This is a genomic window from Enterococcus sp. AZ119 (assembly GCF_050546175.1).
Lineage (GTDB): Bacteria > Bacillota > Bacilli > Lactobacillales > Enterococcaceae > Enterococcus > Enterococcus faecalis.
Window position 1 is genome coordinate 687,280 of sequence record NZ_CP172951.1, and the last position, 20,888, is coordinate 708,167.

Annotated in this window: 19 protein-coding genes; 10 read left to right on the forward strand and 9 right to left on the reverse strand. The window is 38.5% G+C overall.

Going from position 1 to position 20,888, the window contains the following annotated elements; genetic code table 11:
• Positions 1 to 31 precede the first annotated feature (31 nt).
• Entirely contained in the window at positions 32 to 1,798 is a 1,767-nt protein-coding gene (locus tag IGL37_RS03325) for an ABC transporter ATP-binding protein (RefSeq protein ID WP_002361379.1), read from the reverse strand.
• A complete protein-coding gene (locus tag IGL37_RS03330; protein WP_002364705.1) occupies positions 1,788 to 3,515 on the reverse strand; it encodes an ABC transporter ATP-binding protein in 1,728 nt (575 codons plus the stop codon). The genes IGL37_RS03325 and IGL37_RS03330 overlap by 11 nt, the downstream gene beginning before the upstream one ends.
• 125 nt (positions 3,516 to 3,640) lie before the next feature.
• Between IGL37_RS03330 and IGL37_RS03335 the strand changes: the two genes are divergently transcribed.
• The 3 genes from IGL37_RS03335 (at position 3,641) to IGL37_RS03345 (ending at position 6,537) form a co-directional block, all read left to right on the forward strand.
• Positions 3,641 to 4,408, forward strand: a complete 768-nt coding sequence (locus IGL37_RS03335) for a putative ABC transporter permease (RefSeq protein ID WP_002387023.1) — start codon at positions 3,641 to 3,643, stop codon at positions 4,406 to 4,408.
• A 248-nt stretch (positions 4,409 to 4,656) separates the two neighbouring features.
• Positions 4,657 to 5,877 (forward strand): 3D domain-containing protein, encoded by a 1,221-nt coding sequence (locus IGL37_RS03340; RefSeq protein ID WP_002385067.1) that lies wholly within the window; start codon positions 4,657 to 4,659, stop codon positions 5,875 to 5,877.
• Positions 5,878 to 5,973: 96 nt separating this feature from the next.
• Positions 5,974 to 6,537: a GNAT family N-acetyltransferase gene (locus IGL37_RS03345; protein WP_002355832.1), complete on the forward strand. Its 564-nt coding sequence runs from the start codon at positions 5,974 to 5,976 to the stop codon at positions 6,535 to 6,537.
• Between the two features lie 45 nt (positions 6,538 to 6,582).
• On the opposite strand, the gene IGL37_RS03350 is transcribed toward IGL37_RS03345, so the two are convergent.
• Complete coding sequence (locus IGL37_RS03350; RefSeq protein WP_002355833.1) at positions 6,583 to 7,107, reverse strand: LURP-one-related/scramblase family protein; 525 nt, start codon at positions 7,105 to 7,107, stop codon at positions 6,583 to 6,585.
• A gap of 51 nt (positions 7,108 to 7,158) precedes the next feature.
• Complete coding sequence (locus IGL37_RS03355; RefSeq protein WP_002383369.1) at positions 7,159 to 8,028, reverse strand: Cof-type HAD-IIB family hydrolase; 870 nt, start codon at positions 8,026 to 8,028, stop codon at positions 7,159 to 7,161.
• A 133-nt stretch (positions 8,029 to 8,161) separates the two neighbouring features.
• Here IGL37_RS03355 and IGL37_RS03360 point away from each other — a divergent pair, with 133 nt between their 5' ends.
• The 5 genes from IGL37_RS03360 to IGL37_RS03380 all read left to right on the forward strand — a co-directional run bounded on the left by IGL37_RS03360 (position 8,162) and on the right by IGL37_RS03380 (position 11,510).
• Positions 8,162 to 8,842: a uracil-DNA glycosylase gene (locus IGL37_RS03360; RefSeq protein WP_002363309.1), complete on the forward strand. Its 681-nt coding sequence runs from the start codon at positions 8,162 to 8,164 to the stop codon at positions 8,840 to 8,842.
• A gap of 155 nt (positions 8,843 to 8,997) precedes the next feature.
• A complete protein-coding gene (gene pta, locus IGL37_RS03365; RefSeq protein WP_002355836.1) occupies positions 8,998 to 9,981 on the forward strand; it encodes a phosphate acetyltransferase in 984 nt (327 codons plus the stop codon).
• 141 nt (positions 9,982 to 10,122) lie between these two features.
• Positions 10,123 to 10,617 (forward strand): tRNA (adenosine(37)-N6)-threonylcarbamoyltransferase complex ATPase subunit type 1 TsaE, encoded by a 495-nt coding sequence (tsaE, locus tag IGL37_RS03370; protein ID WP_002409305.1) that lies wholly within the window; start codon positions 10,123 to 10,125, stop codon positions 10,615 to 10,617.
• On the forward strand, positions 10,610 to 11,131 hold the full coding sequence (locus IGL37_RS03375) for a GNAT family N-acetyltransferase (RefSeq protein ID WP_002388894.1): 522 nt from the start codon (positions 10,610 to 10,612) through the stop codon (positions 11,129 to 11,131). The genes tsaE and IGL37_RS03375 overlap by 8 nt, the downstream gene beginning before the upstream one ends.
• 169 nt (positions 11,132 to 11,300) lie before the next feature.
• Positions 11,301 to 11,510: a hypothetical protein gene (locus IGL37_RS03380; protein WP_002355840.1), complete on the forward strand. Its 210-nt coding sequence runs from the start codon at positions 11,301 to 11,303 to the stop codon at positions 11,508 to 11,510.
• A gap of 73 nt (positions 11,511 to 11,583) precedes the next feature.
• Here the strand turns inward: IGL37_RS03380 and bopD are convergent, their stop codons facing one another.
• Genes bopD through IGL37_RS03400 form a run of 4 tightly spaced genes read right to left on the reverse strand, consistent with a single transcriptional unit; the run spans position 11,584 to position 16,570 of the window.
• A complete protein-coding gene (bopD, locus tag IGL37_RS03385) occupies positions 11,584 to 12,594 on the reverse strand; it encodes a LacI family transcriptional regulator BopD (protein WP_002358859.1) in 1,011 nt (336 codons plus the stop codon).
• Positions 12,595 to 12,617: 23 nt separating this feature from the next.
• Entirely contained in the window at positions 12,618 to 13,625 is a 1,008-nt protein-coding gene (locus IGL37_RS03390; protein ID WP_002378115.1) for an aldose epimerase family protein, read from the reverse strand.
• Positions 13,615 to 14,283: a beta-phosphoglucomutase gene (pgmB, locus tag IGL37_RS03395; protein WP_002355844.1), complete on the reverse strand. Its 669-nt coding sequence runs from the start codon at positions 14,281 to 14,283 to the stop codon at positions 13,615 to 13,617. The genes IGL37_RS03390 and pgmB overlap by 11 nt, the downstream gene beginning before the upstream one ends.
• A complete protein-coding gene (locus IGL37_RS03400) occupies positions 14,276 to 16,570 on the reverse strand; it encodes a glycoside hydrolase family 65 protein (protein WP_010825085.1) in 2,295 nt (764 codons plus the stop codon). Before IGL37_RS03400 ends, pgmB begins: the two co-directional genes overlap by 8 nt.
• A 280-nt stretch (positions 16,571 to 16,850) precedes the next feature.
• Between IGL37_RS03400 and IGL37_RS03405 the strand changes: the two genes are divergently transcribed.
• Positions 16,851 to 19,019: a PTS transporter subunit IIBC gene (locus tag IGL37_RS03405; RefSeq protein WP_033918002.1), complete on the forward strand. Its 2,169-nt coding sequence runs from the start codon at positions 16,851 to 16,853 to the stop codon at positions 19,017 to 19,019.
• Between the two features lie 65 nt (positions 19,020 to 19,084).
• Positions 19,085 to 19,909 carry a maltose 6'-phosphate phosphatase gene (gene mapP / locus IGL37_RS03410; RefSeq protein ID WP_033918003.1) on the forward strand — a complete coding sequence of 275 codons (825 nt, stop codon included), beginning with the start codon at positions 19,085 to 19,087 and terminating at the stop codon, positions 19,907 to 19,909.
• A gap of 59 nt (positions 19,910 to 19,968) precedes the next feature.
• Here mapP and proC read toward each other — a convergent pair whose 3' ends face one another.
• The gene (gene proC / locus IGL37_RS03415) at positions 19,969 to 20,784 is read right to left on the reverse strand and encodes a pyrroline-5-carboxylate reductase (protein WP_002355848.1); all 816 of its coding nucleotides are present in this window, start codon (positions 20,782 to 20,784) and stop codon (positions 19,969 to 19,971) included.
• Positions 20,785 to 20,888: the final 104 nt, after the last annotated feature.

The following is a 20,888-nucleotide window of genomic DNA, read 5'->3' on the forward strand; positions in this document are numbered from 1 at the left end:
CTTTTCATCATCCCAGAAAAGTGACTCTTTTTTATTGTGCTTTTTGATTAAACTGCGCTTCGTAAAGGTCACGATAATAACCCTGTTCTTTTTGCAATAATTCGTCATGGGTGCCAATTTCAACTACTTGACCATTGTCCATAACTAGAATTTTTTCAGCACTTTTGATTGTTGCTAAGCGATGGGCAATAACAAAACTGGTCCGGCCAGTCATCATTTGTAAAAAAGCATCCTGAATTTTTTGCTCGGTCAATGTATCAACTGAACTGGTCGCTTCATCTAAAATAAGCATCGGCGGATTACTAATCATCGTGCGTGCAATAGTCATTAATTGTCGTTGTCCTTCAGAAATTTTAACGCCTTGGGAACCAATCTCGGTATCTAGTCCTTGAGGTAAACGCATGACGAAATCAAAAATATGGGCTTTTTTCATGGCTTCTATAATTTCTTCGTCAGAGGCTTCGGGATTTCCGTACGTTAAATTTTCCCGAATGGAGCTATCGAATAGCCAAGTATCTTGGAGAACCATACCAAAACTTTTTCGTAAGCTATCCCGAGTAATTTGAGTAATGTCGTGAGTATCAACCGTAATTTGACCATGGTCGACCTCGTAAAAGCGCATTAACAAATTCACTAATGTTGATTTACCCGCACCGGTTCGCCCAACAATGGCAATTGTTTCTCCTGGTTCAGCAATTAAATTAAAGTTTTCGATTAAAGGTCGCGTCGGCGTGTAAGAAAAATCAACGTCTTTAAATTCAACACGGCCTCGCGCTTCTTTCAAAACAATTGCGTTCGGGGCATCAGGACGTTCAACTGGTTGATCCATCATATCAAAAGTACGTTCCAATCCAGCTAAGGCTGCTTGGATTTGGTTGGTGATTCCTGAGAGTTCAATAAAAGGTTTAGAAAATTGACTAGAGTAAATGGTGAAACTGGAAATAACACCAACTGTGACTAAAGGATTGCCACTTAAAACTAACAAGCCACCGACTAATCCAATCGATAAATAAGATAAATGGTCGATAAATCGAGAAAGTGGGTTGGTTAAGGAGGAAGAAAACTGAGCCTTCTGTCCTTTTTCATACAACGTTTGATTCAATGCTTCAAATGTTTCTTGCGTAGCTTGTTCTTGTTGAAAGGCTTTAACAATTTTTTGGTTGCCAACCATTTCTGAAACGAAACCGGAAATTTCACCAACAATCGTTTGTTGTGCAGCAAAGTTTTTTTGTGAAGCTTTTGCAACAAGCCAGTTTACAATAAAAATAATCGGCGTACTGATAAGAACCACTAATGTGAGCAGGGGACTTAGCCGAATCATAAAGAGCAAAGCAACAACGACGGTGGCCATGCCGGAAAATAATTGGTTGAAGACAGCCGAGCAAGCCATTGAAATATTGTCAATATCGTTGGTAAAGCGACTGACGATATTTCCGTGTGATGTTTGGTCATAATAACTTAACGGTAATTGATTTAAATGGGCAAAGGCATCTTTTCTCAGCTGTGTGGTCGATAAATAAGACACGCGATTACCGAGACGTTGAATCAGCCATTGACTTAGAACGGTTACGAGTAAAATCCCTGCTAATAAACCTAAAATTTTGATGAGTTGCGCAGCATTGACTTGTCCTTTACCAACCATTGTATCAACGGATTTACCTATATAATAAGTCATGAGGACAGTCGAAAAACCACTGAGAATTCCTAGGATTAAGGCGCCGATAATTTCTTTTGGATAGCGTAGTAAATACGGCTTAAAACGTGAGAAGGCACCAAAATGAATTTTTTTAGTTTGCATGGGTATCCTCCTCCTGTGATGCAACGATTTCTTGATACTCTTTAGAAGAAGTAAGTAATTCTTCGTGGGTGCCAAGGCCAGCGACTTTTCCACTATCTAGGACTAAAATTTGATTCGCCGTAGCAATCGAACTCACGCGTTGTGAAATTAAAATAACGGTTGTCTCTGCTCGTTCTTTTTGTAAAGCACGGCGCAGATTCAAATCTGTTTGATAGTCGAGGGCACTCAAGGAATCATCTAAAATAAGTAAATGTGGTTTCCTAATCAAGGCACGGGCAATAGTCAACCGTTGTCTTTGTCCACCAGAAAAGTTTTTTCCGCCTTCGTTAACAGGTGTGTCTAACCCTTGGTCTAATTGTTCAACAAATTCTTTACATTGGGCGATAGCTAATGCTTCCCAACAGTCTTCATCAGTTGCATTTGGTTTGCCCCATTGTAAGTTTTCTCGAATAGTCCCTGTAAATAAGACGGCAGTTTGTGGAACACTTGCAACTTGTTGGCGTAAAGTAAAGAGCGGCCAATCGCGCACATTTACACCATTAATAAAAAGGTTTCCTGCACTCACATCATAAAATCTGGGAATGAGTTGGGTTAAGGTACTTTTCCCGCTGCCGGTAGGTCCTGTGATGCCGAGAATTGAGCCTTTAGGAATCGTAAAATTGATATTTTCCAAAGCCAAACCGGCCTCTGGTTCATAGCGAAAATCTACATGGTCAAAGGTAATATCACCAAATTGTGGAGATGTTTTTGCTGATTCTGGTGTATCTGTTAACTGACTTTCTACAGTTAAAACCTCATTGACACGGTTTGCGGAAGCGGCAGCTCGCGTAAAAATTACCACGAGATTAGAAGCAACAATTAAAGCGAGCATCATTTGATTCATATAATTGATCAATGCTAAAACTTCCCCTTGTTGCAGGGAACCGAAAGAAACTTTTAAGCCACTAAAATAAAGTAAAAATAAAATTCCAACATTCATAATCAAAGTGGTTAAAGGCGTTAATAAAGCAGAGACATTCGATACACGAATGTAAATATCGCCTAAATCATCTGAAGCTTTATCAACATGTCGTTGCTCTGTTTCCTTTCTAGCAAACGCACGGATCACACGGACACCGCTTAAATTTTGACTAATTTGACGGTTTAACCGATCCAAATATTCTTGGACTTTTTGATATAAAGGCACAGTCACTTTAATGATAATAAAGAGAATAAGGCTAAAAATTGGTAAAAGTAATAGGAAAAGAAAGCCCATCTGCACGTCAATGTAAAAAGCCATCACCACAGAACCGATACTTAAAAAAGGTGTCCGAATGACCAACCGAATAAACATCGCTAAAGCTAATTGAAGCTGGTTGATATCGTTTGTGATCCGGGTGATGAGGGTATCTGTACCAAAACTATTCAATTCTTTGTGTGAAAGCTGATTAATTTTCTTCATTAATTGATTTCTTAGCTCCGTCCCAAAACCTTGCGAAGCGACTGAAGCATAGTATTGACAAATCATGACAAAAAATAAACCAACTAACGACATAACAAGCATCCAGAGGGCCATTTCTATGACAGTCTGTCGGTCGTTTTGACGAATACCGACATCGACTAAGTGAGCCATGAATAAGGGCAAGACTAACTCGAAACAAGCTTCTAAAAATTTGAAGACTGGACCGAGGATAATTTGTTTTCGATAATTTTTTGCGTATTTCAATAAACCAAACATAAGATTCCTCCCTTTGCTGCTCTCATTGTAGCCTAATCTTTCAATGAAAGAAAGTTGTTCGCTACATTTTCTCAACTTCTGTTAAAATAGAAGAAAAGAGCAAAGAAGTGGAGTGTGACAGAAACGTGGAAAAAATGAGTCAGGTTATTTTGTTATTTTTTATTTATTCCTTTATCGGCTGGTTATGGGAAACGGTGTATTGTTCATTAAAAGCCAAAAAATTTGTTTATCGAGGATTTTTGGTAGGGCCTTATTGTCCTATTTATGGATTTGGGGTCTTAAGCGTTCTCTATTTTGTGGAACCCTTTGAGAACAATCTCTTGGTATTGTATGTCGGATCGGCTGTTTTAGTGACGATTTTAGAATATGTCACTAGTTATGGCTTGGAAAAATTGTTCCATGCCTCTTGGTGGGATTATCATGATGTACCTTTTAATTTAAACGGTCGCGTGGCTTTACCGGTTTCTCTTTTTTGGGGATTGGGGTGTGTCTTGATTGTCAAAGTTATTCAACCAGAAATCGCCAAAGTTGTCAGCTTTTTACAAGCAACCTTTGGCAACTACTTAGCACTTTGCATAGTGATTGTAATGGGGCTTGACTTAATTTATACGTTGCTGAACATGCAAGGTTTCAAAAAACTTATTACCGAGATGGGCCAAACGTTGGAAACGAACCAACAAGAATTTAAGCAACGGTTGAACACAAAAATGGAAATCGCTACAGCTGATTGGCAGAAGTTAAAAGAACGAACCAAAAAAGAGCATTTCCAAAATCGGTTAAATTTCCAACAACGTCGTTTTATTAACAATTACCCAAAACTAACTTTAAAAAACATTAAAAATTCCAAAGAAGTTCGGCATCTCTTAGAAGATTTGAAGAAAAAGGGCCAATAATTAACAAAAAATATTACAAAATATTTCAATCAATGGTCTAATGGGATGAAAAAAAGAAAAATCGTCAAAAGCTAGTTTTTAAGCCGTCTTAAGAAATTCTTAAAGAATTGAGATAGAAATGGACTAATGAATAAACGCAGGATAAAAAAAGAGTTGCATTTAAATTGTAATAAATTGTAACATGATTGAAATAAAACAAGCCCTCCTGACTAGTATAATGAGTAGGTGTTTTAGATAAGTTAGGAAAGGTGTTGGATTTAGTGAAGGTTAAAAAGTTGATACCATTTTTAACAACAATGATGCTTATCAATTTTGGACTTCCAGTCGCTGCGGCAGCAGAATCACTTGATTCGTTGCAAGAAAAAGAAGCGCAAGCGAAACAATCTGGGGAGTTAATTAGTAAAGAAATCAATTCAGCCTTAGACGATGTAAATGCTAAATATGCGGAAATCGAACGTTTAAAAACGCAAATTTCGAAAGCGGAAGATACGTTGAAAACTTCGAAAGAGGAAATAGAAAAAACAGAAAAAAATATTTCTCGTCGTAAAGAAGCTGTTGGCGATCGTATGAAGGATATTCAATTAAATGGCGACCAACGTACTTGGCAAGCCTTATTAGATGCAGAAAATTTATCAGATTTCTTTAATCGGGCCTACGCCATGACCGTTTTACAAAACTTTGAACGGGAAAAGATTGAAAGCTTAACTAGCGAAAAAGAAAAGTTAGCTGCATTACAAGAAAAAGTTGAAAATACGCAAACAACTTTAAAACAAAATGAAGAGAAATTACAAGTTGAAGCTTCTTCAATGAATAATAAAGTCTCTGAGTTAAAAGAAAAAATGGCGAATAATGAAGAATTATTGGCTCAAATTTCGACAGACAAACAGAAAGAGCAACAACGCTTAGTCAGCGAAAAAGCAGCAGCTGAGGCACAGAAAAAACGTGCGGCAGAAACTGCCAAAGCAGAAGCAGCGAAGAAACAAGCAGCTGCCGACAAACAAGCGCAAGCAGATGCGGCGGCTAAACTAGAAGCCGAAGCTGCTGAAGAGTCAAGCAGTCAAGCATCAAGCTCTTCTACAAGTACGGAAAGCAGTAGCACTGAATCTTCAAGTTCAGCTAGTTCATCCGAATCGTCATCAACGCCAGAATCATCGACAGGCGAATCATCAACACCAGGAACTGGCTCTGGTCGTGTGCTTCAGATGGAATCAACTGCTTATTCTTGGCGCGAAGCTGGTGCAAGTAATCTAAGTGCTACTGGTATTGACTTAAGTAAAGAAAGCAATGTAGTTGCAGTCGATCCAAGTGTAATTCCTCTAGGTTCATTAGTGAAAGTCTCTGGTTATGGCTTTGCTATTGCTGGGGATACAGGTGGCGCTATTCAAGGCAATATTATTGATGTTCATTTTGATTCAGTAGACCAATGCCGTCTTTGGGGACGACGTCAGGTTACAGTAGAAATTCAATAATAAATTTGTTATACTAAAGATAAGATAAAGGGAATTGGCTAAGTCAGTAATGATAGTAGCCAGTTCTTTTTTAGTTAAATGTAAAGGAGAATTACAATGATTCGCTCAGCAACAAAAGAAGACGGTCAAGCGATTGCTCGGCTGGTCTTAGTTATTTTAAAAGATATGGAGTTACCAATTTTAGAAGAAGTCTCAGAAGAACAAATGATTGACCTGTTAGCAGAGGCAACGGCGTATCCAACCTATCGCTATGGCTATCAACGAATTTTAGTTTATGAACATGCAGGTGAAGTTGCAGGGATTGCTGTCGGCTATCCTGCAGAAGATGAAAAGATTATTGATGAACCTTTAAGAGAAGTCTTTAAAAAACATGGCTTAGCAGAAGATGTTCGGCTATTTATTGAAGAAGAAACCTTGCCTAATGAATGGTATTTAGACACGATCTCTGTGGATGAACGTTTCCGTGGAATGGGAATTGGTTCTAAGTTATTAGATGCTTTACCTGAAGTAGCCAAAGCTAGCGGGAAGCAAGCCTTGGGTCTAAATGTTGATTTTGACAATCCAGGGGCGAGAAAGTTATACGCAAGCAAAGGCTTTAAAGATGTCACAACAATGACTATTAGTGGTCACTTATACAATCATATGCAAAAAGAAGTGTAAAAATAACGAAGCTAAAGTCAATCACTTTAGCTTCGTTATTTTTCATTAATCCGTTAAAGGATCAAAATCTAATCCAAAATCATCGGAAGTTTTTTGTTTTTTCTTATTATATAACCAGTAGTCAAGGACAGCTGCTATACAGATGCACAACGGTGCGTCCTCATCATTGGCAACAGTTAAAACAAAATAGTCGCCTGTACAAAGCATGGTTTTATCCATTGACATAATTTTTTTATGGACTTGATAAATTGAATATTGATGCGCTTTGATATCACCAACAACTGCCCAGTGAAGGCCTTGAACATAATAGAAATCAGCATTCAAATTGAACAGTTTTCGTAGAGTACCCACTTTTTCAAAACGCTGATATAACTCAAATCGTGTACCAAAAGTCCAAGAAACTTGTTTAATACTGGCTAAAATTTCTCCGTTCATTGCATATAAAGAAAGCGCATCTCCTCGTGTGCCCCAGCGCCCCACCAATAGAAAAAGTGAACGGCCTGCTTGGTCTTTCACGATGGTTCGCGTAACTTTTCCTAACTGTTGTTCTTGAATAAAAAATTCAGACACGACACGATCTCCTTTCTATATATAAATGAGTGCTGTAACTGGTAGTGCTTATTACAAATCTTCTCTTATTGCACGCAGGATGGCTTCGCCAACACCATTTTCTAAATTAGTGGCTGTTTCATATTTAGCGTATTCTTTTAATTCCAGTTCGGCATTGCCCATTGCAAAACTTACCCCAGCCCATTGAATCATGCTGACGTCATTTAAATTATCACCAATAGTCATGACTTGTTCAGCGGGAATCCCACGTTCTTTAGCGACGCGCGCAACTGCAATCCCTTTTTGTGCTAGGCGGTGGTTAATTTCAATATTATTAAGCGCAGAAGAGGTAACAACCAAATCATCTAGTTCTTCTACTTCCATCCCAGCAGGACCTAATACTTTCGGCCCATCCATACTGAAGCCAATAATTTTAAGGACTTCAATCGAATCATCTTTTAAAATGTCGTCTAAACGATCAACATAGGTAATATGCAATAAAGATAGGTGTGCTGAAGCCATGGCGATCGCCACTTTATAAGTTAAATGGGGCATGGATTCTGCAATATGAGCGGCAAAGTTTTCAATTCTTTTTTCTTGATGTTCAGAAAAAATACCTTTATTTGTAGAGATTTCATAGTAAACATTGTGTTGACTCAAAATAGTTAGTACTTCGGTTACTGTTTCTTTTTCGATCCCAGCCGTGAAAAGTGAGTGTCCATCTTTGTCGAACACTTGGGCGCCGTTTAAAGTAATCATGGCGCAGTCAATTCCAGCTTCTTCTAACGCGGGTTTCGCTTCGGTATATGCGCGGCCAGTAGCAACCATAAATTCGATTCCTAAACGTTCCGCTTCGCGAATTGCTGAAGCGTTATCATTTGTGATGCTCATTTTTGCATCTAAAAGTGTTCCATCCATATCTGAAGCAATTAATTTAATCATCGATTCTCTACACCTCATTATCTATTTAAAGCTTACCTATAGTTTACCACGTTTTTCCAAGAGAAAGTACCCAGAAATTTCTTGTCAGGTTTGGAGAAATTCGTTATGCTTAGAGAGCGAAGGAGTGAGCATTATGAAAGAAATTATTCACAATAGTTGGCAAACCGTTTTATCTGCTGAATTTGAAAAACCGTATTATCAAGAATTGCGGGAATTTTTGAAAAAAGAATATCAGACACAAACGATTTATCCAGATATGTATCATTTATTTTCAGCGTTAGAACTAACCCCTTTTGAAGAAGTAAAAGTAGTAATTTTGGGACAAGATCCATATCATGGACCCAATCAAGCACACGGACTAAGTTTCTCTGTCCAGCCAGGTGTGAAAGTGCCGCCATCTCTTGCGAATATTTACAAAGAATTACAAGCTGATTTAGGATACCAACCCGTCAACCATGGCTTTTTAGAAAGCTGGGCCAAACAAGGCGTGTTGTTATTAAATACTGTGTTGACCGTTCGGGCAGGTCAAGCCTATTCCCATCGAGGTAAAGGGTGGGAGCAACTGACAGATGTCATTATCGAAAAGTTGAATGAGCGTGAAAAACCCGTTGTTTTCATTTTATGGGGACGTCCAGCTCAAGAAAAAATTAAAATGATTGATACGACTCGGCATGTGATTATCAAATCGCCACATCCAAGTCCATTGTCAGCACATCGTGGTTTTTTTGGCTCACGTCCGTTTTCTCAAGCGAATGCCGCTCTAGAACGTTTAGGGGAAACGCCGATTGATTGGCAACTTCCTGAAACAGTGTAATGTAACAGTGTATGCTGTTATAGTGTAGAAGAGTTAGTTTGTGAAAAGTTTATCGGATTATTGGTTTTTTTGACTAATACAGCTAGAAAAAACTGTTATTTTCTTTGAGAATAGTGTATGATGGATTTTGTAAATATAAAACTGGAGGGTTTATCGTGGAATTATTCGATAGCTTAAAATTTAAAGTCGTACGCCGTAATATCAAAATTGTTTTCCCTGAAGCAACAGATCCTAGAATCTTAGGTGCTGCTGCCCGCTTAAAATCTGATGAATTAGTAGAACCAATCTTAATTGGTGATCCAACAGATATTGCAAATGCTGCTATGGCTCGTGGAATCAACACATCAAACTTTATTATTATCAACCCAAATGATTATGAAAAATGGGATGAAATGGTCGAAGCATTTGTTGAACGCCGTAATGGAAAAGCTACTAAAGAAGATGCTGAAAAAATCTTAAAAGATGTCAACTATTTCGGTACTATGTTAACTTACATGGGTATTGCTGATGGTATGGTTAGTGGTGCTATCCACTCAACAGGTGATACAGTTCGTCCTGCGTTACAAATCATTAAAACAAAACCAGGCGTAAGCCGTACAAGTGGTGCCTTCTTAATGATTCGTGGTCGTGACCAAGAAAGATATTTATTCTCAGACTGCGCGATTAACGTGAACCCAACTGCACAAGAATTAGCTGAAATTGCTGTTGATAGTGCCAAAACAGCTGAATTATTTGACATTGAACCAAAAGTTTCATTGTTAAGTTTTTCAACAAAAGGTTCTGCAAAAGCACCAGAAGTAACAAAAGTTGCTGAAGCTACAAAAATTGCGCAAGAATTAGCACCTGAATATGCGATTGATGGTGAATTACAATTTGATGCTTCTTATGTATCTTCTGTTGCACAATTAAAAGCGCCCAACTCAAAAGTTGCTGGAGAAGCAACAGTCTTTGTATTCCCAGATTTACAATCAGGAAATATTGGCTACAAAATTGCTCAACGTTTAGGTAACTTTGAAGCAATTGGCCCAATCTTACAAGGATTGAACAAACCAGTTTCTGATTTATCACGTGGTGCAAACGAAGAAGATGTTTATAAATTATCAATCATTACAGCTGCTCAAACATTAATGAACGACTAATTAACTATGTCGAAGCATGATAAATAAGCAAAGTAGAAGTTGAGGTTCCCAGGACACTTGGGCCTCAACTTTATTTTTTTGAAGCTGCCACTAGTCAACTTATTGAATTTTCGGTATACTTTCATACATAGATTCTTGCAGATGGGAGGCAAAAAAATGAATATTGTCCTGAACAATCCATTGGAAACAGAAGCAATTGCTAAAATCATTGGACAAAAGGCACAAGCTGGTGATGTAATTGTCCTGACTGGTGATTTAGGGGCCGGTAAGACGACAATGACGAAAGGGATTGCTTTAGGATTAGGCATTTCCCAAATGATTAAAAGTCCCACCTATACGATTATCCGCGAATATCCACAAGGACGACTTCCGTTATACCATATGGATGTTTACCGTGTTGAAGAGGGTGCGGATGAATTAGGGTTAGATGAGTATTTTGAAGGAGATGGGCTATCCGTTGTAGAATGGGGCAGCTTGATTGAAGAAGAATTGCCAGAAGATTATTTAGAAATTATTTTAAATAAAGATTCTCAAGAAGCTGACAAGAGAGTTCTTGAATTCCGCGGAACTGGTCCATTGGCAGAAGAAAGAATAGCAGAGATTCTGAAAACGTGGGAGGCTCGCGAATATGTCTGAACAAACATTTTCTATTCGAGAAGCAGTGCCTACTGATGCGGATCAATTACTATCTGTGATGTCAAAAATTGGGAGTGAAACGCCCTATTTGGTAATGGATGAGCGAGGAATGGCCATGTCGACAACAGAATTGGCTGAAAATCTAGCAACACTCTATGAATCGCCAAATAATGTTTTATTGGTGGCATTAGCGGGAGAAGCGATCATTGGGACCGCATCTGTGTCTGCTTCTTCTAAAAAGCGGATGGAGCATATTGGTGAAATTGGCATTAGTATTTTAAAACAGTACTGGGGCTATGGACTGGGCAGTATCCTGATGGAAGAACTTATTCGCTGGGCGCATGAAAGTCATGTTATTCGTCGCTTGGAATTAACGGTACAGGATCGTAATCAACGAGCGATTCATGTCTATAAAAAATTAGGTTTTGAAACAGAGGCAATTATGCCTCGGGGCGCCAAAACAGACCAAGGTGAATTTTTAGATGTTCATTTAATGCGTTTGCTGATTGATTAATTATTGGTTAATAATTTTAATTTCTTAAATAATCGAACGATAATTGCATGAAAAAACAAAATTTTCGCAATTATCGTTTGTTTCATATTTATTTTTCTGATATTTTTGTTATAATTATAGAAGAATTTAACGAAAAAATGAAAATTTATTTTGGGAAGGAATGTAAGAAATGGCGAAGGCAACGAAAATGAATGTTAACTATCGAGAGTCGATCTTGGATCGTGCGTATCGTTTAGAGCTAATAAAAAAAGATGAGTATGCAAAACATCAAGAAAAATTATCATTATTAAATGAAAAATTGTCTGACGGGGAACCAGCTCAATTTGATGCAAAAGAAGAAACGTTTTGGAAAAAAATTTCGCAAAAAGTTATTTTATAAAAGTAATACATACGAATAAGAGCGTACACATAGAAAGAAGCGTAAGCAGTGTTAAACTGCTTACGCTTCTTTTTTAATGAATAGGAATAACTGTTTCACGCTTAATTAATTTGTGAGGAATAACGAGACGGACACCATTCGTCAATTCTTCGTGGATTAATTCATATAATTTTTTCATCGCCATTCGACCTAATTCTGACGTGTCGATGTCAATGCTTGTTAGATAAGGATGTGTCAATGTTGAAAAGATTGAGTTGTTAAAACTAATAATGGATAACGTTTCAGGAACTTGATAACCATAGATTTGCGCAAGTTGCATCGTCCGCAAAGCAAAGATATCATCAATCACCACCAACGCCGTGGCATTATTTTGATGAAGAATGTCATCAAAAGCCATGTAATCTTCAGGTTTTTCTAACGCAACGCTTGGTAAAACAGTTAATCCTTGCATCATCATTGCTTTTTGATAACCAAAGTAACGTTCAAAGTACAAACTTTCATGCGTTGTATTGGTCACAAATAAAATATTTTTATGGCCGTTTTCAATTAAAAATTCCGTCGCTTGTTTCCCTAATAATTGATTATCATTATCCACGTAAACTATTTCCGTTTCATGTTGGTAAGGTTGACCAATTAAAGTAAAGGGAATGTTGTTTTCATATAAGTAATCAATGACGGGGTCCTTACTATCTGAATACACAAGAATAAAACCGTCCACTTGTTTTTGAAGATGCATTCTTTTAACGTTTTCCAATAGTACATCAAAGCTTTTGGCAGTTGCAATAGCAGTAGTCATATCATAAAGACGGGCTTCCTCGTTGATGGCTTCCATAATTTCTAAATAAAATGGATTCCCTAACCGTTCTTTCGAATCTAAAGGAGGTAAAATTACGCCAATGGCACTTGAAATTCGTTTACCCAAATTCCGTGCTGTCATATTTGGCACATAGCCTAAGTCATCCATGACTTTTCGAACTTTCTTTTTTGTCGATTCAGAAATACTTGGATGATCGTTAATGACACGCGAAACGGTTGAGGTTGCAACCCCCGCTTTCTTAGCGACATCTTTTACTGTAATTGCCATTTTTGCCACGCCTTTCTTAGTGATTATAGAAGGTTAAATTGATAAACCGTTTGGTAGGTTTGCTTTTTATTAGCTGGTAATAAAATAGAGCCCCACTGAGGATGATGAACAATGTCTGGATATTCTTGTGGTTCAATTGCTAAGCCATAGTTTGAATGCATCGCTTGTCCATTAATAGAAAATGGAGCCTCAAAACCAGTCGTAGAAAATAATACCATACTTTGGTTCGTTGTTGCTATCGTCATTTTTCTTCCAGAAGTAGGTTCTTGTAAGCATAATTGTGGCTGTCTTAAGTCAGAGCCAACTAAGGGGAAAACATCATCTAACCCAGTTGGATAGCGTTGGAGGATTGTTTCGATAGGTGTCAGTTCATTAAAACGTATGGATAGTTCAGAAGCTGGTAAAATCCGTCCAGTAGGCAGCTTATTATCGTCTAATTCTAACATACCTTGACAGTTCAAAGATAGCAAATGCGACAGAATGTCTAACTTTCCATCGCCAGATAAATTAAAGTAGGCGTGGTTCGTAGGATTAAAAAGTGTTTCCTGTTTACTCCGTCCAGTACTGATCATTCGTAAATGATTATCCTCTAGCTGGTAGGTGATGGTGGCCTCAATTGGTCCAGGATAGCCAGAAATGGTGTCGGTTAAATGAAAAGCAACGCCAATGATATCCTTTTTTTCAAAGGGCTCGACTGTCCAATATTGAAAAGACCACCCCTTTGAGCCACCATGGATATGATGACCGTCGCTATTTTGTTCTAATATTCCATTTTGCCAATGGCCATTACGAATGCGTCCAGCAACTGGTCCAACAGTGGCGCCAAAAAAGCTTTGATCCTTTAATACATCTTGATACGAATCATACGATAAAAGGATATTTTCCCAATGATTATTTTTATTTGGCATCAAAAGTTGATGGAGGCGCGCGCCATAATTGAGAAGAACGACTTCTAAAAAGTCGTTCTTCAAAGTAATTTTCTTTAAGTTTGTGTTTGGAATATCGGTTACGGTGATACGATTATCCTTCATGATCAAGCCACACTTTTTTTAAGTAATCAAACGTTAAAGCGCTCGTCTCTGGCACGATGGGCAACCCTTCGCCTAACTCTTCTTTGCGGCCAACGCCAACAGGTTGCGCTCCACTAGCAAGAATCGCTTGAATCCCAGCTTTGGCATCTTCAATGCCAAGACATTCTGCTGGTGTCAAATCAATTTCTTTCGCAGCTAAAATGAAAATATCTGGAGCGGGTTTGCCTGCCTGGACGTCTGCTGGATTAGCAATGGCATCAAAAAGGGGCGTCAATTGCATTTTTTCTAAAAGGAAAGGCCCATTTTTACTTGCAGAAGCCAAGGCGATTTTAATATTGGCTTCACGTAATTCCGTTAATAAAGAAAGAATTCCTGGGTAGACATCTTCAGGCGTAATCGCTTGGATCATTTCCAAGTAATAATCGTTTTTCCGTTGCGCTAACTGGGCAAATTCTTCAGAAGAAAACGTGCCTTCTTTTTTTCCGTATTTTAACAGTAACTGCAGAGAATCTTCACGGCTTACACCTTTCAATTGTTCGTTGAAAACACGGTCAATGGAAATTCCAATTTCGTTCCCTAATTTTTTCCAAGCGTGGTAATGAAATTCTGCTGTATCAGTAATAACGCCATCTAAATCAAACAAAACGCCTTTAAACATGAACTTCTTCCTTTCTGATCGGTAAAACTAATCGATCTTTTAATGTGTATTTTTGATCGTAAACAGTTAATGGAATTGCAGGGCCGTCGAGTAAAGTGAAGGCCACTTGGTCTGCTGCAACTTCAACAAATAGTAAACGATTCCGATAATTAATGTGGAATGAGTAGGCTGTCCATGTCGCTGGTAAAAAGGGTGCAAATTTTAGTTGTTGATGGTCCGTTTTCATTTGGGCAAAACCTTGAACAATCGCTAGCCAACTACCAGTCATTGAGGTAATGTGTAAGCCATCTTCTGTATCATTATTGTAATTATCTAAGTCAAGGCGCGCTGTTCGTTGATACATTTCCACTGCTTTTTCTTCCATGCCTAATTCAGCAGCTAACACAGCATGAATGCTTGGTGAAAGAGAAGATTCATGGACAGTCATTGGTTCGTAAAAGTTAAAGTTCCGGCGTTTTTCTTCTAAAGAAAAGGCGTCATTGAAGAAATAAATTCCTTGAAGAACATCGGCTTGTTTAATGAAACAAGACCGCAAAATTTTATCCCATGACCAATGTTGATTTAAAGGCAGCTCACTAAGTGGTAAATCAGAAACAGGCATTAAATCTTTATCTAAGAAAGTGTCATGTTGTACAAAAATGCCTAATTCATTATCCACTGGGAAGTACATATTTTCTACAATGTCTGCCCATTTAGCTAATTCGTCGTCTGCAATTTTGAGCGTTGTTTCTTCTTGGAATTTTAAATAAGACTCACGGGTGTAACGTAGAACCCACGCAGCGATGGTATTGGTATACCAGTTATTATTGATATTATTTTCATATTCATTTGGCCCCGTTACGCCATGAATCATATATTGTTTATGACGTTGGGAGAAGTGGACCCGATCTGCCCAAAAACGAGCGATTGCTACAAGTACTTCTAGACCAGCATCTTTTAGATAATCTTCGTCTCCTGTATAGTTGACATAATTATAAATCGCATAAGCAATCGCACCATTTCTGTGAATCTCTTCAAAAGTGATTTCCCACTCATTATGACATTCCACACCAGTAAAAGTAACCATTGGGTAAAGCGCACCCTTTAACCCTTGTTGTTGGGCATTATGAATGGCTTGAGGCAATTGATTGTGGCGATATTTCAGTAGATTTTTAGTAACTTCGGGCTTAGCCAACGCCAAGTAAAGTGGGACAGCATATGCTTCAGTATCCCAATATGTGGCACCACCATATTTTTCGCCAGTAAAGCCTTTTGGTCCGATATTTAAACGATCGTCTTCGCCATAGTAGGTTGAGAAAAGTTGGAAAAGATTAAAACGAATGCCTTGTTGGGCTTCATCATCTCCTTCAATAACAACATCAGCTAATTGCCAACGTTTTGCCCAAGCGGCAGCTTGCCCAGCTTTTGCTTCAGGGTACAAGGTAGTCATTTCTGAAAATAATTCGTTTACTCGTGTGATTTGTTGCGTTTCTGGCACATCACGACTGGTAACGACAAGCACTTCTTTTGTGATGGCGGTCGTTTCGCCTTCGTTTAAAGACACTGTCAATTCTGCGGTTAAAGCCAAGGGCTGTTGTGTATATGTAGGCACAACAGAGGCTCCATCGATGAAATGGCGCATGCCTGCAGTCACTGTAAAACGCTCTATTTCAAAGTTGTTAGGAATGGTCTTAGTCGTAACAAAGCCAAGTGTTTCTTGTGTTTCAATAGCTATTTCTTCCCAAAAATGTTCTTCATAATTGCTGTCTTCATTTTGAACATCGCCATCCAATTTTGAGTGAAGAGTGATTGTGCCTGTACCTTCCAACATTTCAATTGTTAAGTGGATGTAAGCTGCTTCTTTTTTTTCTAAGCTTAAAAAACGTTCAAAAGAGAAGCGCACTTTGTTCTTCGGTGTTTGGATGGTGAATTGCCGAGAAAGGACCCCATTTTGCATGTCTAATTCTAAAGAAAAATCTTCGTAAGGTGTAGTGGCTAAATCAATTGTTTGTCCATCAATTTGTAAGTCCATTGCGATGAAATTAATTGCGTTAATCACTTTGCCAAAATATTCAGGATAACCATTTTTCCACCAACCAACACGTGTTTTGTCTGGATACCAAACACCGGCTAAATAGGTTCCTTGATGGTGGTCGCCAGAATAGTGTTCTTCAAAATTTCCCCGCATCCCCATATAGCCATTGCCAATGCTCGTTAATGATTCTTGTAAACGTAAATTTTCTTTATCTAAGTGTGTAGTACGGATTTTCCAAGGATCAATTTGGAATAAACGTTTGATTTGTTTCATGAGAATCCCCCTCAGTGATTTTATTGATAGGTCTATCATAAACGCAACCGATTGCATTAGTCAATAGTCAATGCTTAAAAAGTGTAATCTTATGAATAAAAGCTGAAACAAAGGTAGGTTAGAAGGAGCTTTATTTGCTTTATTAAAAGACAAAATAAAAAAGGATTAAGTAGTAGGGAGTTGTTTTCCACAATATTTTTGAAATTAAAGCATTTACAAAAAGGAAACAGGAGTATATAATGGCAACATAACGAAACCGATTGCGTAAGGAGTGGCAGGAATGAAAAAAATGTTTAGTTTTGAGTTTTGGCAAAAATTCGGGAAAGCTTTAATGGTCGTTGTGGCAGTAATGCCCGCAGCGGGTTTAATGATTAGTATTGGGAAATCGCTTCCCTTAATCGATCCTAATTTAGGCTTGTTAGTAACAACAGGCGGAGTTCTGGAGAGTATCGGTTGGGCAATTATTGGCAACTTACATTTACTATTTGCGTTAGCAATAGGTGGCAGTTGGGCCAAAGATCGTGCAGGTGGCGCATTTGCAGCGGGGATTTCTTTTGTTTTAATCAACCGTATTACTGGAGCCATTTTTGGTGTAACAAATGAAATGTTGGCAGATGAACAAGCTTTCACGCATACCTTATTTGGCACCAAGATTATGGTGAAGGGATTCTTTACAAGTGTCTTAGAAGCTCCGGCATTAAATATGGGTGTCTTTGTAGGGATTATTGCTGGTTTTGTCGGTGCGATGGCTTACAACAAGTATTACAATTATCGGAAATTACCAGATGCGCTATCATTTTTTAATGGTAAACGGTTTGTCCCATTTGTCGTTATTTTATGGTCAACAATTGTCTCAATTGCATTAGCACTTATTTGGCCAAATATTCAAGCGGGAATTAATAATTTTGGGTTATGGATTGCGCAATCTCAAGATAGTGCACCTATTTTAGCGCCATTCTTATATGGAACGTTGGAACGTTTGTTATTACCTTTTGGGTTACATCATATGTTGACGATTCCAATCAACTATACACAATTAGGTGGAACGTATGAAATTTTATCTGGCGCACAAGCTGGAACCCAAGTCTTTGGTCAAGATCCTTTATGGTTGGCTTGGGCAACAGACTTAGTGAATCTTAAAGGCGCTGGTGATATGAGCAAGTATCAGTTTGTCTTAGAAAATTGGACGCCAGCTCGATTCAAAGTAGGCCAAATGATTGGTTCTTCAGGGATTTTAATGGGGATGGCTTTGGCGATGTATCGTAATGTCGATGCAGATAAAAAAGCTAAATATAAATCAATGTATTTTTCTGCTGCTTTAGCTGTTTTCTTAACTGGTGTGACAGAGCCGTTAGAATTCATGTTTATGTTTGCTGCAGTGCCGCTTTATGTGATTTATGCCGTGATCCAAGGTGCTGCTTTTGCAATGGCTGATATTTTATCATTGCGTGTGCATTCGTTTGGAAATATTGAATTGTTAACAAGAACACCGCTAGCAATAAAAGCTGGTTTAGGTGGCGATTTAATCAATTTTGTTTTAATGGTCATCATTTTTGGTGTTGTCACTTATTTCTTAGCGAATTTCTTAATTAAAAAATTTAATTATGCAACACCTGGAAGAAATGGAAACTACGACAATGATAACGGCGAAGAAATCGCATCTGGCGCGGCTGGTTCAGGTGTCGTCGATCAGCAAATCGCGCAAATTGTCTACTTACTTGGTGGTAAACAAAATATCAAAGAAGTTGATGCGTGTATGACACGCTTACGTGTCAGTGTAAAGGATCGAGAAAAAGTCGGTTCGGAAGAGGCGTGGAAACGGGCAGGCGCAATGGGCTTGATTGTGAAAGATAATGGTGTTCAAGCCGTTTATGGACCAAAAGCCGATGTTTTAAAATCCGATATTGAAGATTTACTAGCTTCCGGCGTTGACATTCCAGAACCAGTTATAGCAGAAAGTACAACAGGAGTGCCAACAACGAATTTCTTAGGCAAGAAAAAAGATTTCGTGGCTGTGGCGACAGGGGAAGTTATTCCAATGGCGCAAGTCAATGATCCTGTCTTTTCACAAAAAATGATGGGGGATGGATTTGCAGTTAAGCCTCTAGAAGGAGAGGTGGTGGCACCAATTTCGGGGAAAGTCCTAAGTGTTTTCCCAAGCAAACATGCGATTGGGCTACAAACAGAAGAAGGCATCGAAGTACTTGTCCATATGGGGATTGATACAGTCGAAATGGCAACACCTGCTTTTGAATCGTTTGTTAAAGAAGGACAATCATTGAAAGCTGGGACGAAACTAGCTAAAATGAATTTGGATGTGATTGAACAAGCTGGCAAAGAAACAACGATTATTGTCGCCTTTACAAACAGCGACAAAGTGGAACAAGTAGTTATTAATCAACTAGGAACCACCACTGCGGGAACTGTGATCGGACAGATTGAAATTTAAATGATTAGGTCGGGCACAATCAATAATTGTGCCCGACCTAATAACATGTAAGAGAAGGGGAAAAGATGAATCTTTTAACAATCAATACTCATAGCTGGTTAGAAGAAGAACCATTAAAAAAATTAGAGGAGATTGCCAAGGTGATTTTATCTTCTGAAAGTGAAATAATTGCCTTACAAGAAGTGAATCAGAAAGTCGCTTCCAAGAAAGTGCCGTTAGAACAGTTAACTACTTTTTGTCCCATAGCGACCCAAACGCCGATCCATGAAGATAATTTTGCATATCTAATCGTTCAATATCTAGCTGGAAAAGGCCAACACTATTATTGGAGTTGGGAAATGAGCCACATTGGTTACGCTATTTATGAAGAAGGGAACGCACTACTTTCGAAATGTCCGTTGACTAGTGAAGCTCTCCTTATTTCAGAAAGCCAAGAACCAACGAATTATCGAACAAGAAAAATCTTAGTAGCGGAGACAGAGAGTTCAAAAGGTACGCTTACTGTTGTCTCTGGTCACTTTTCTTGGTGGGAAACACCCTGTACAGGTTTTGCCTATGAATGGCTACAATTAGAGAAATACTTAGCGATGGGGAAACAACCGTTAGTCATTTTAGGCGATTTAAACAACCCAGCTGGTACAACTGGCTATCAATTAGTGGAAAATAGTTACTTGCCGATTCAAGATGCATTTGTTGTAGCGGAAGAGACAAGCGGTGAAGCGACAGTAGAGAAAAAAATAGATGGCTGGGAAGAAAATGAAGCAGCCTTGCGGATTGACTACGCATTTGTTCCAAAACAGTGGCACGTACGAAAATATGAAGTAATTTTTGATGGTAGGAAAACACCGATAGTCAGTGATCATTTTGGCTTACTCATTCAACTAAAATAAGAAAAAGCGCTGAATTTTCAGCGCTTTTTCTTATTTACTCCCTCATGTAACTATTCTTCTCAGTCTTGTTTGGCTAATTCTTGATCCCGAAGGATGGTGGCCTCAATCCCTTTGATGACTGTTGAAATAAACGCATTGTTTTCTAATTCGACAATCCCAGCAACCGTGGTTCCACCAGGAGAACTGACTTGGTCGATTAAAGTCCAAGGATTCTCTGTGCTATTTGCCAAAGTTTGAGCGCTGCCTAGTACAGCTTGTGTGGCAATTTCTAAGGCCAACTCTTTGTTCATACCATTTTTAACGGCTGCTCGGGCAATCGAATCAATAAATAAGAAAGCATACGCAGGAGTGCTACCTGCAATAGCAGTAAAAATCGAAAAATACTGTTCCTCTAATTCCCAGGCTTGGCCAACTGCTCGAAACAACGATAAAACAGTCTGGATGTCTTCAGGGGATGCAAAAGCGTTACCACAGACAGCTGCTGCACCTGCGCCAATTAATGCATTCATATTGGGCATCACACGAACAAGACGAAGCGGTTGGGTAGTCTCAAACAGTTGATATAATTCTGCAATAGTCGTACCTGCTGCAATAGAAACAATTAACGGTTGCTTGTCTAAAATTGCTTCTTTTGCTTCAAGTAAAGCTGCTTGAACGAATTGCGGTTTCACCGCTAAAATAACTAAGTCAGCTACTGCAATGGCTTCTTGTGGTGAAGCAACCGCGTGTGCACCAATTTCTTGTGCAAAAGCGGCGGTTTTTTCGACTTGAATATCATAAAAATAAAGGTTTTCTGCGGCAATAAATTGCTTTTTTAGCGCACCTTTGGCAATGGCGGATGCCATATTTCCAGCACCGATAAAACTAATTTTCATAAAAAATTCCTCCTAAAAACTGTTGAATCTCTTTTTTCGTGTTACCATGTATCTAGTATAGAAGGAAACGCCAAAGAAAAAAATAGAGGGAGTAAAGTAAAAAG

Bases quoted from the DNA above. Each gene is read 5' to 3' on its own strand.
- IGL37_RS03325 (WP_002361379.1), bottom strand. From the start codon at position 1,798: ATGCAAACTAAAAAAATTCATTTTGGTGCCTTCTCACGTTTTAAGCCG.
- IGL37_RS03330 (WP_002364705.1), bottom strand. From the start codon at position 3,515: ATGTTTGGTTTATTGAAATACGCAAAAAATTATCGAAAACAAATTATC.
- IGL37_RS03345 (WP_002355832.1), top strand. From the start codon at position 5,974: ATGATTCGCTCAGCAACAAAAGAAGACGGTCAAGCGATTGCTCGGCTG.
- IGL37_RS03355 (WP_002383369.1), bottom strand. From the start codon at position 8,028: ATGATTAAATTAATTGCTTCAGATATGGATGGAACACTTTTAGATGCA.
- IGL37_RS03360 (WP_002363309.1), top strand. From the start codon at position 8,162: ATGAAAGAAATTATTCACAATAGTTGGCAAACCGTTTTATCTGCTGAA.
- tsaE (WP_002409305.1), top strand. From the start codon at position 10,123: ATGGGAGGCAAAAAAATGAATATTGTCCTGAACAATCCATTGGAAACA.
- IGL37_RS03375 (WP_002388894.1), top strand. From the start codon at position 10,610: ATGTCTGAACAAACATTTTCTATTCGAGAAGCAGTGCCTACTGATGCG.
- IGL37_RS03380 (WP_002355840.1), top strand. From the start codon at position 11,301: ATGGCGAAGGCAACGAAAATGAATGTTAACTATCGAGAGTCGATCTTG.
- bopD (WP_002358859.1), bottom strand. From the start codon at position 12,594: ATGGCAATTACAGTAAAAGATGTCGCTAAGAAAGCGGGGGTTGCAACC.
- IGL37_RS03390 (WP_002378115.1), bottom strand. From the start codon at position 13,625: ATGAAGGATAATCGTATCACCGTAACCGATATTCCAAACACAAACTTA.
- pgmB (WP_002355844.1), bottom strand. From the start codon at position 14,283: ATGTTTAAAGGCGTTTTGTTTGATTTAGATGGCGTTATTACTGATACA.
- IGL37_RS03400 (WP_010825085.1), bottom strand. From the start codon at position 16,570: ATGAAACAAATCAAACGTTTATTCCAAATTGATCCTTGGAAAATCCGT.
- IGL37_RS03405 (WP_033918002.1), top strand. From the start codon at position 16,851: ATGAAAAAAATGTTTAGTTTTGAGTTTTGGCAAAAATTCGGGAAAGCT.
- mapP (WP_033918003.1), top strand. From the start codon at position 19,085: ATGAATCTTTTAACAATCAATACTCATAGCTGGTTAGAAGAAGAACCA.
- proC (WP_002355848.1), bottom strand. From the start codon at position 20,784: ATGAAAATTAGTTTTATCGGTGCTGGAAATATGGCATCCGCCATTGCC.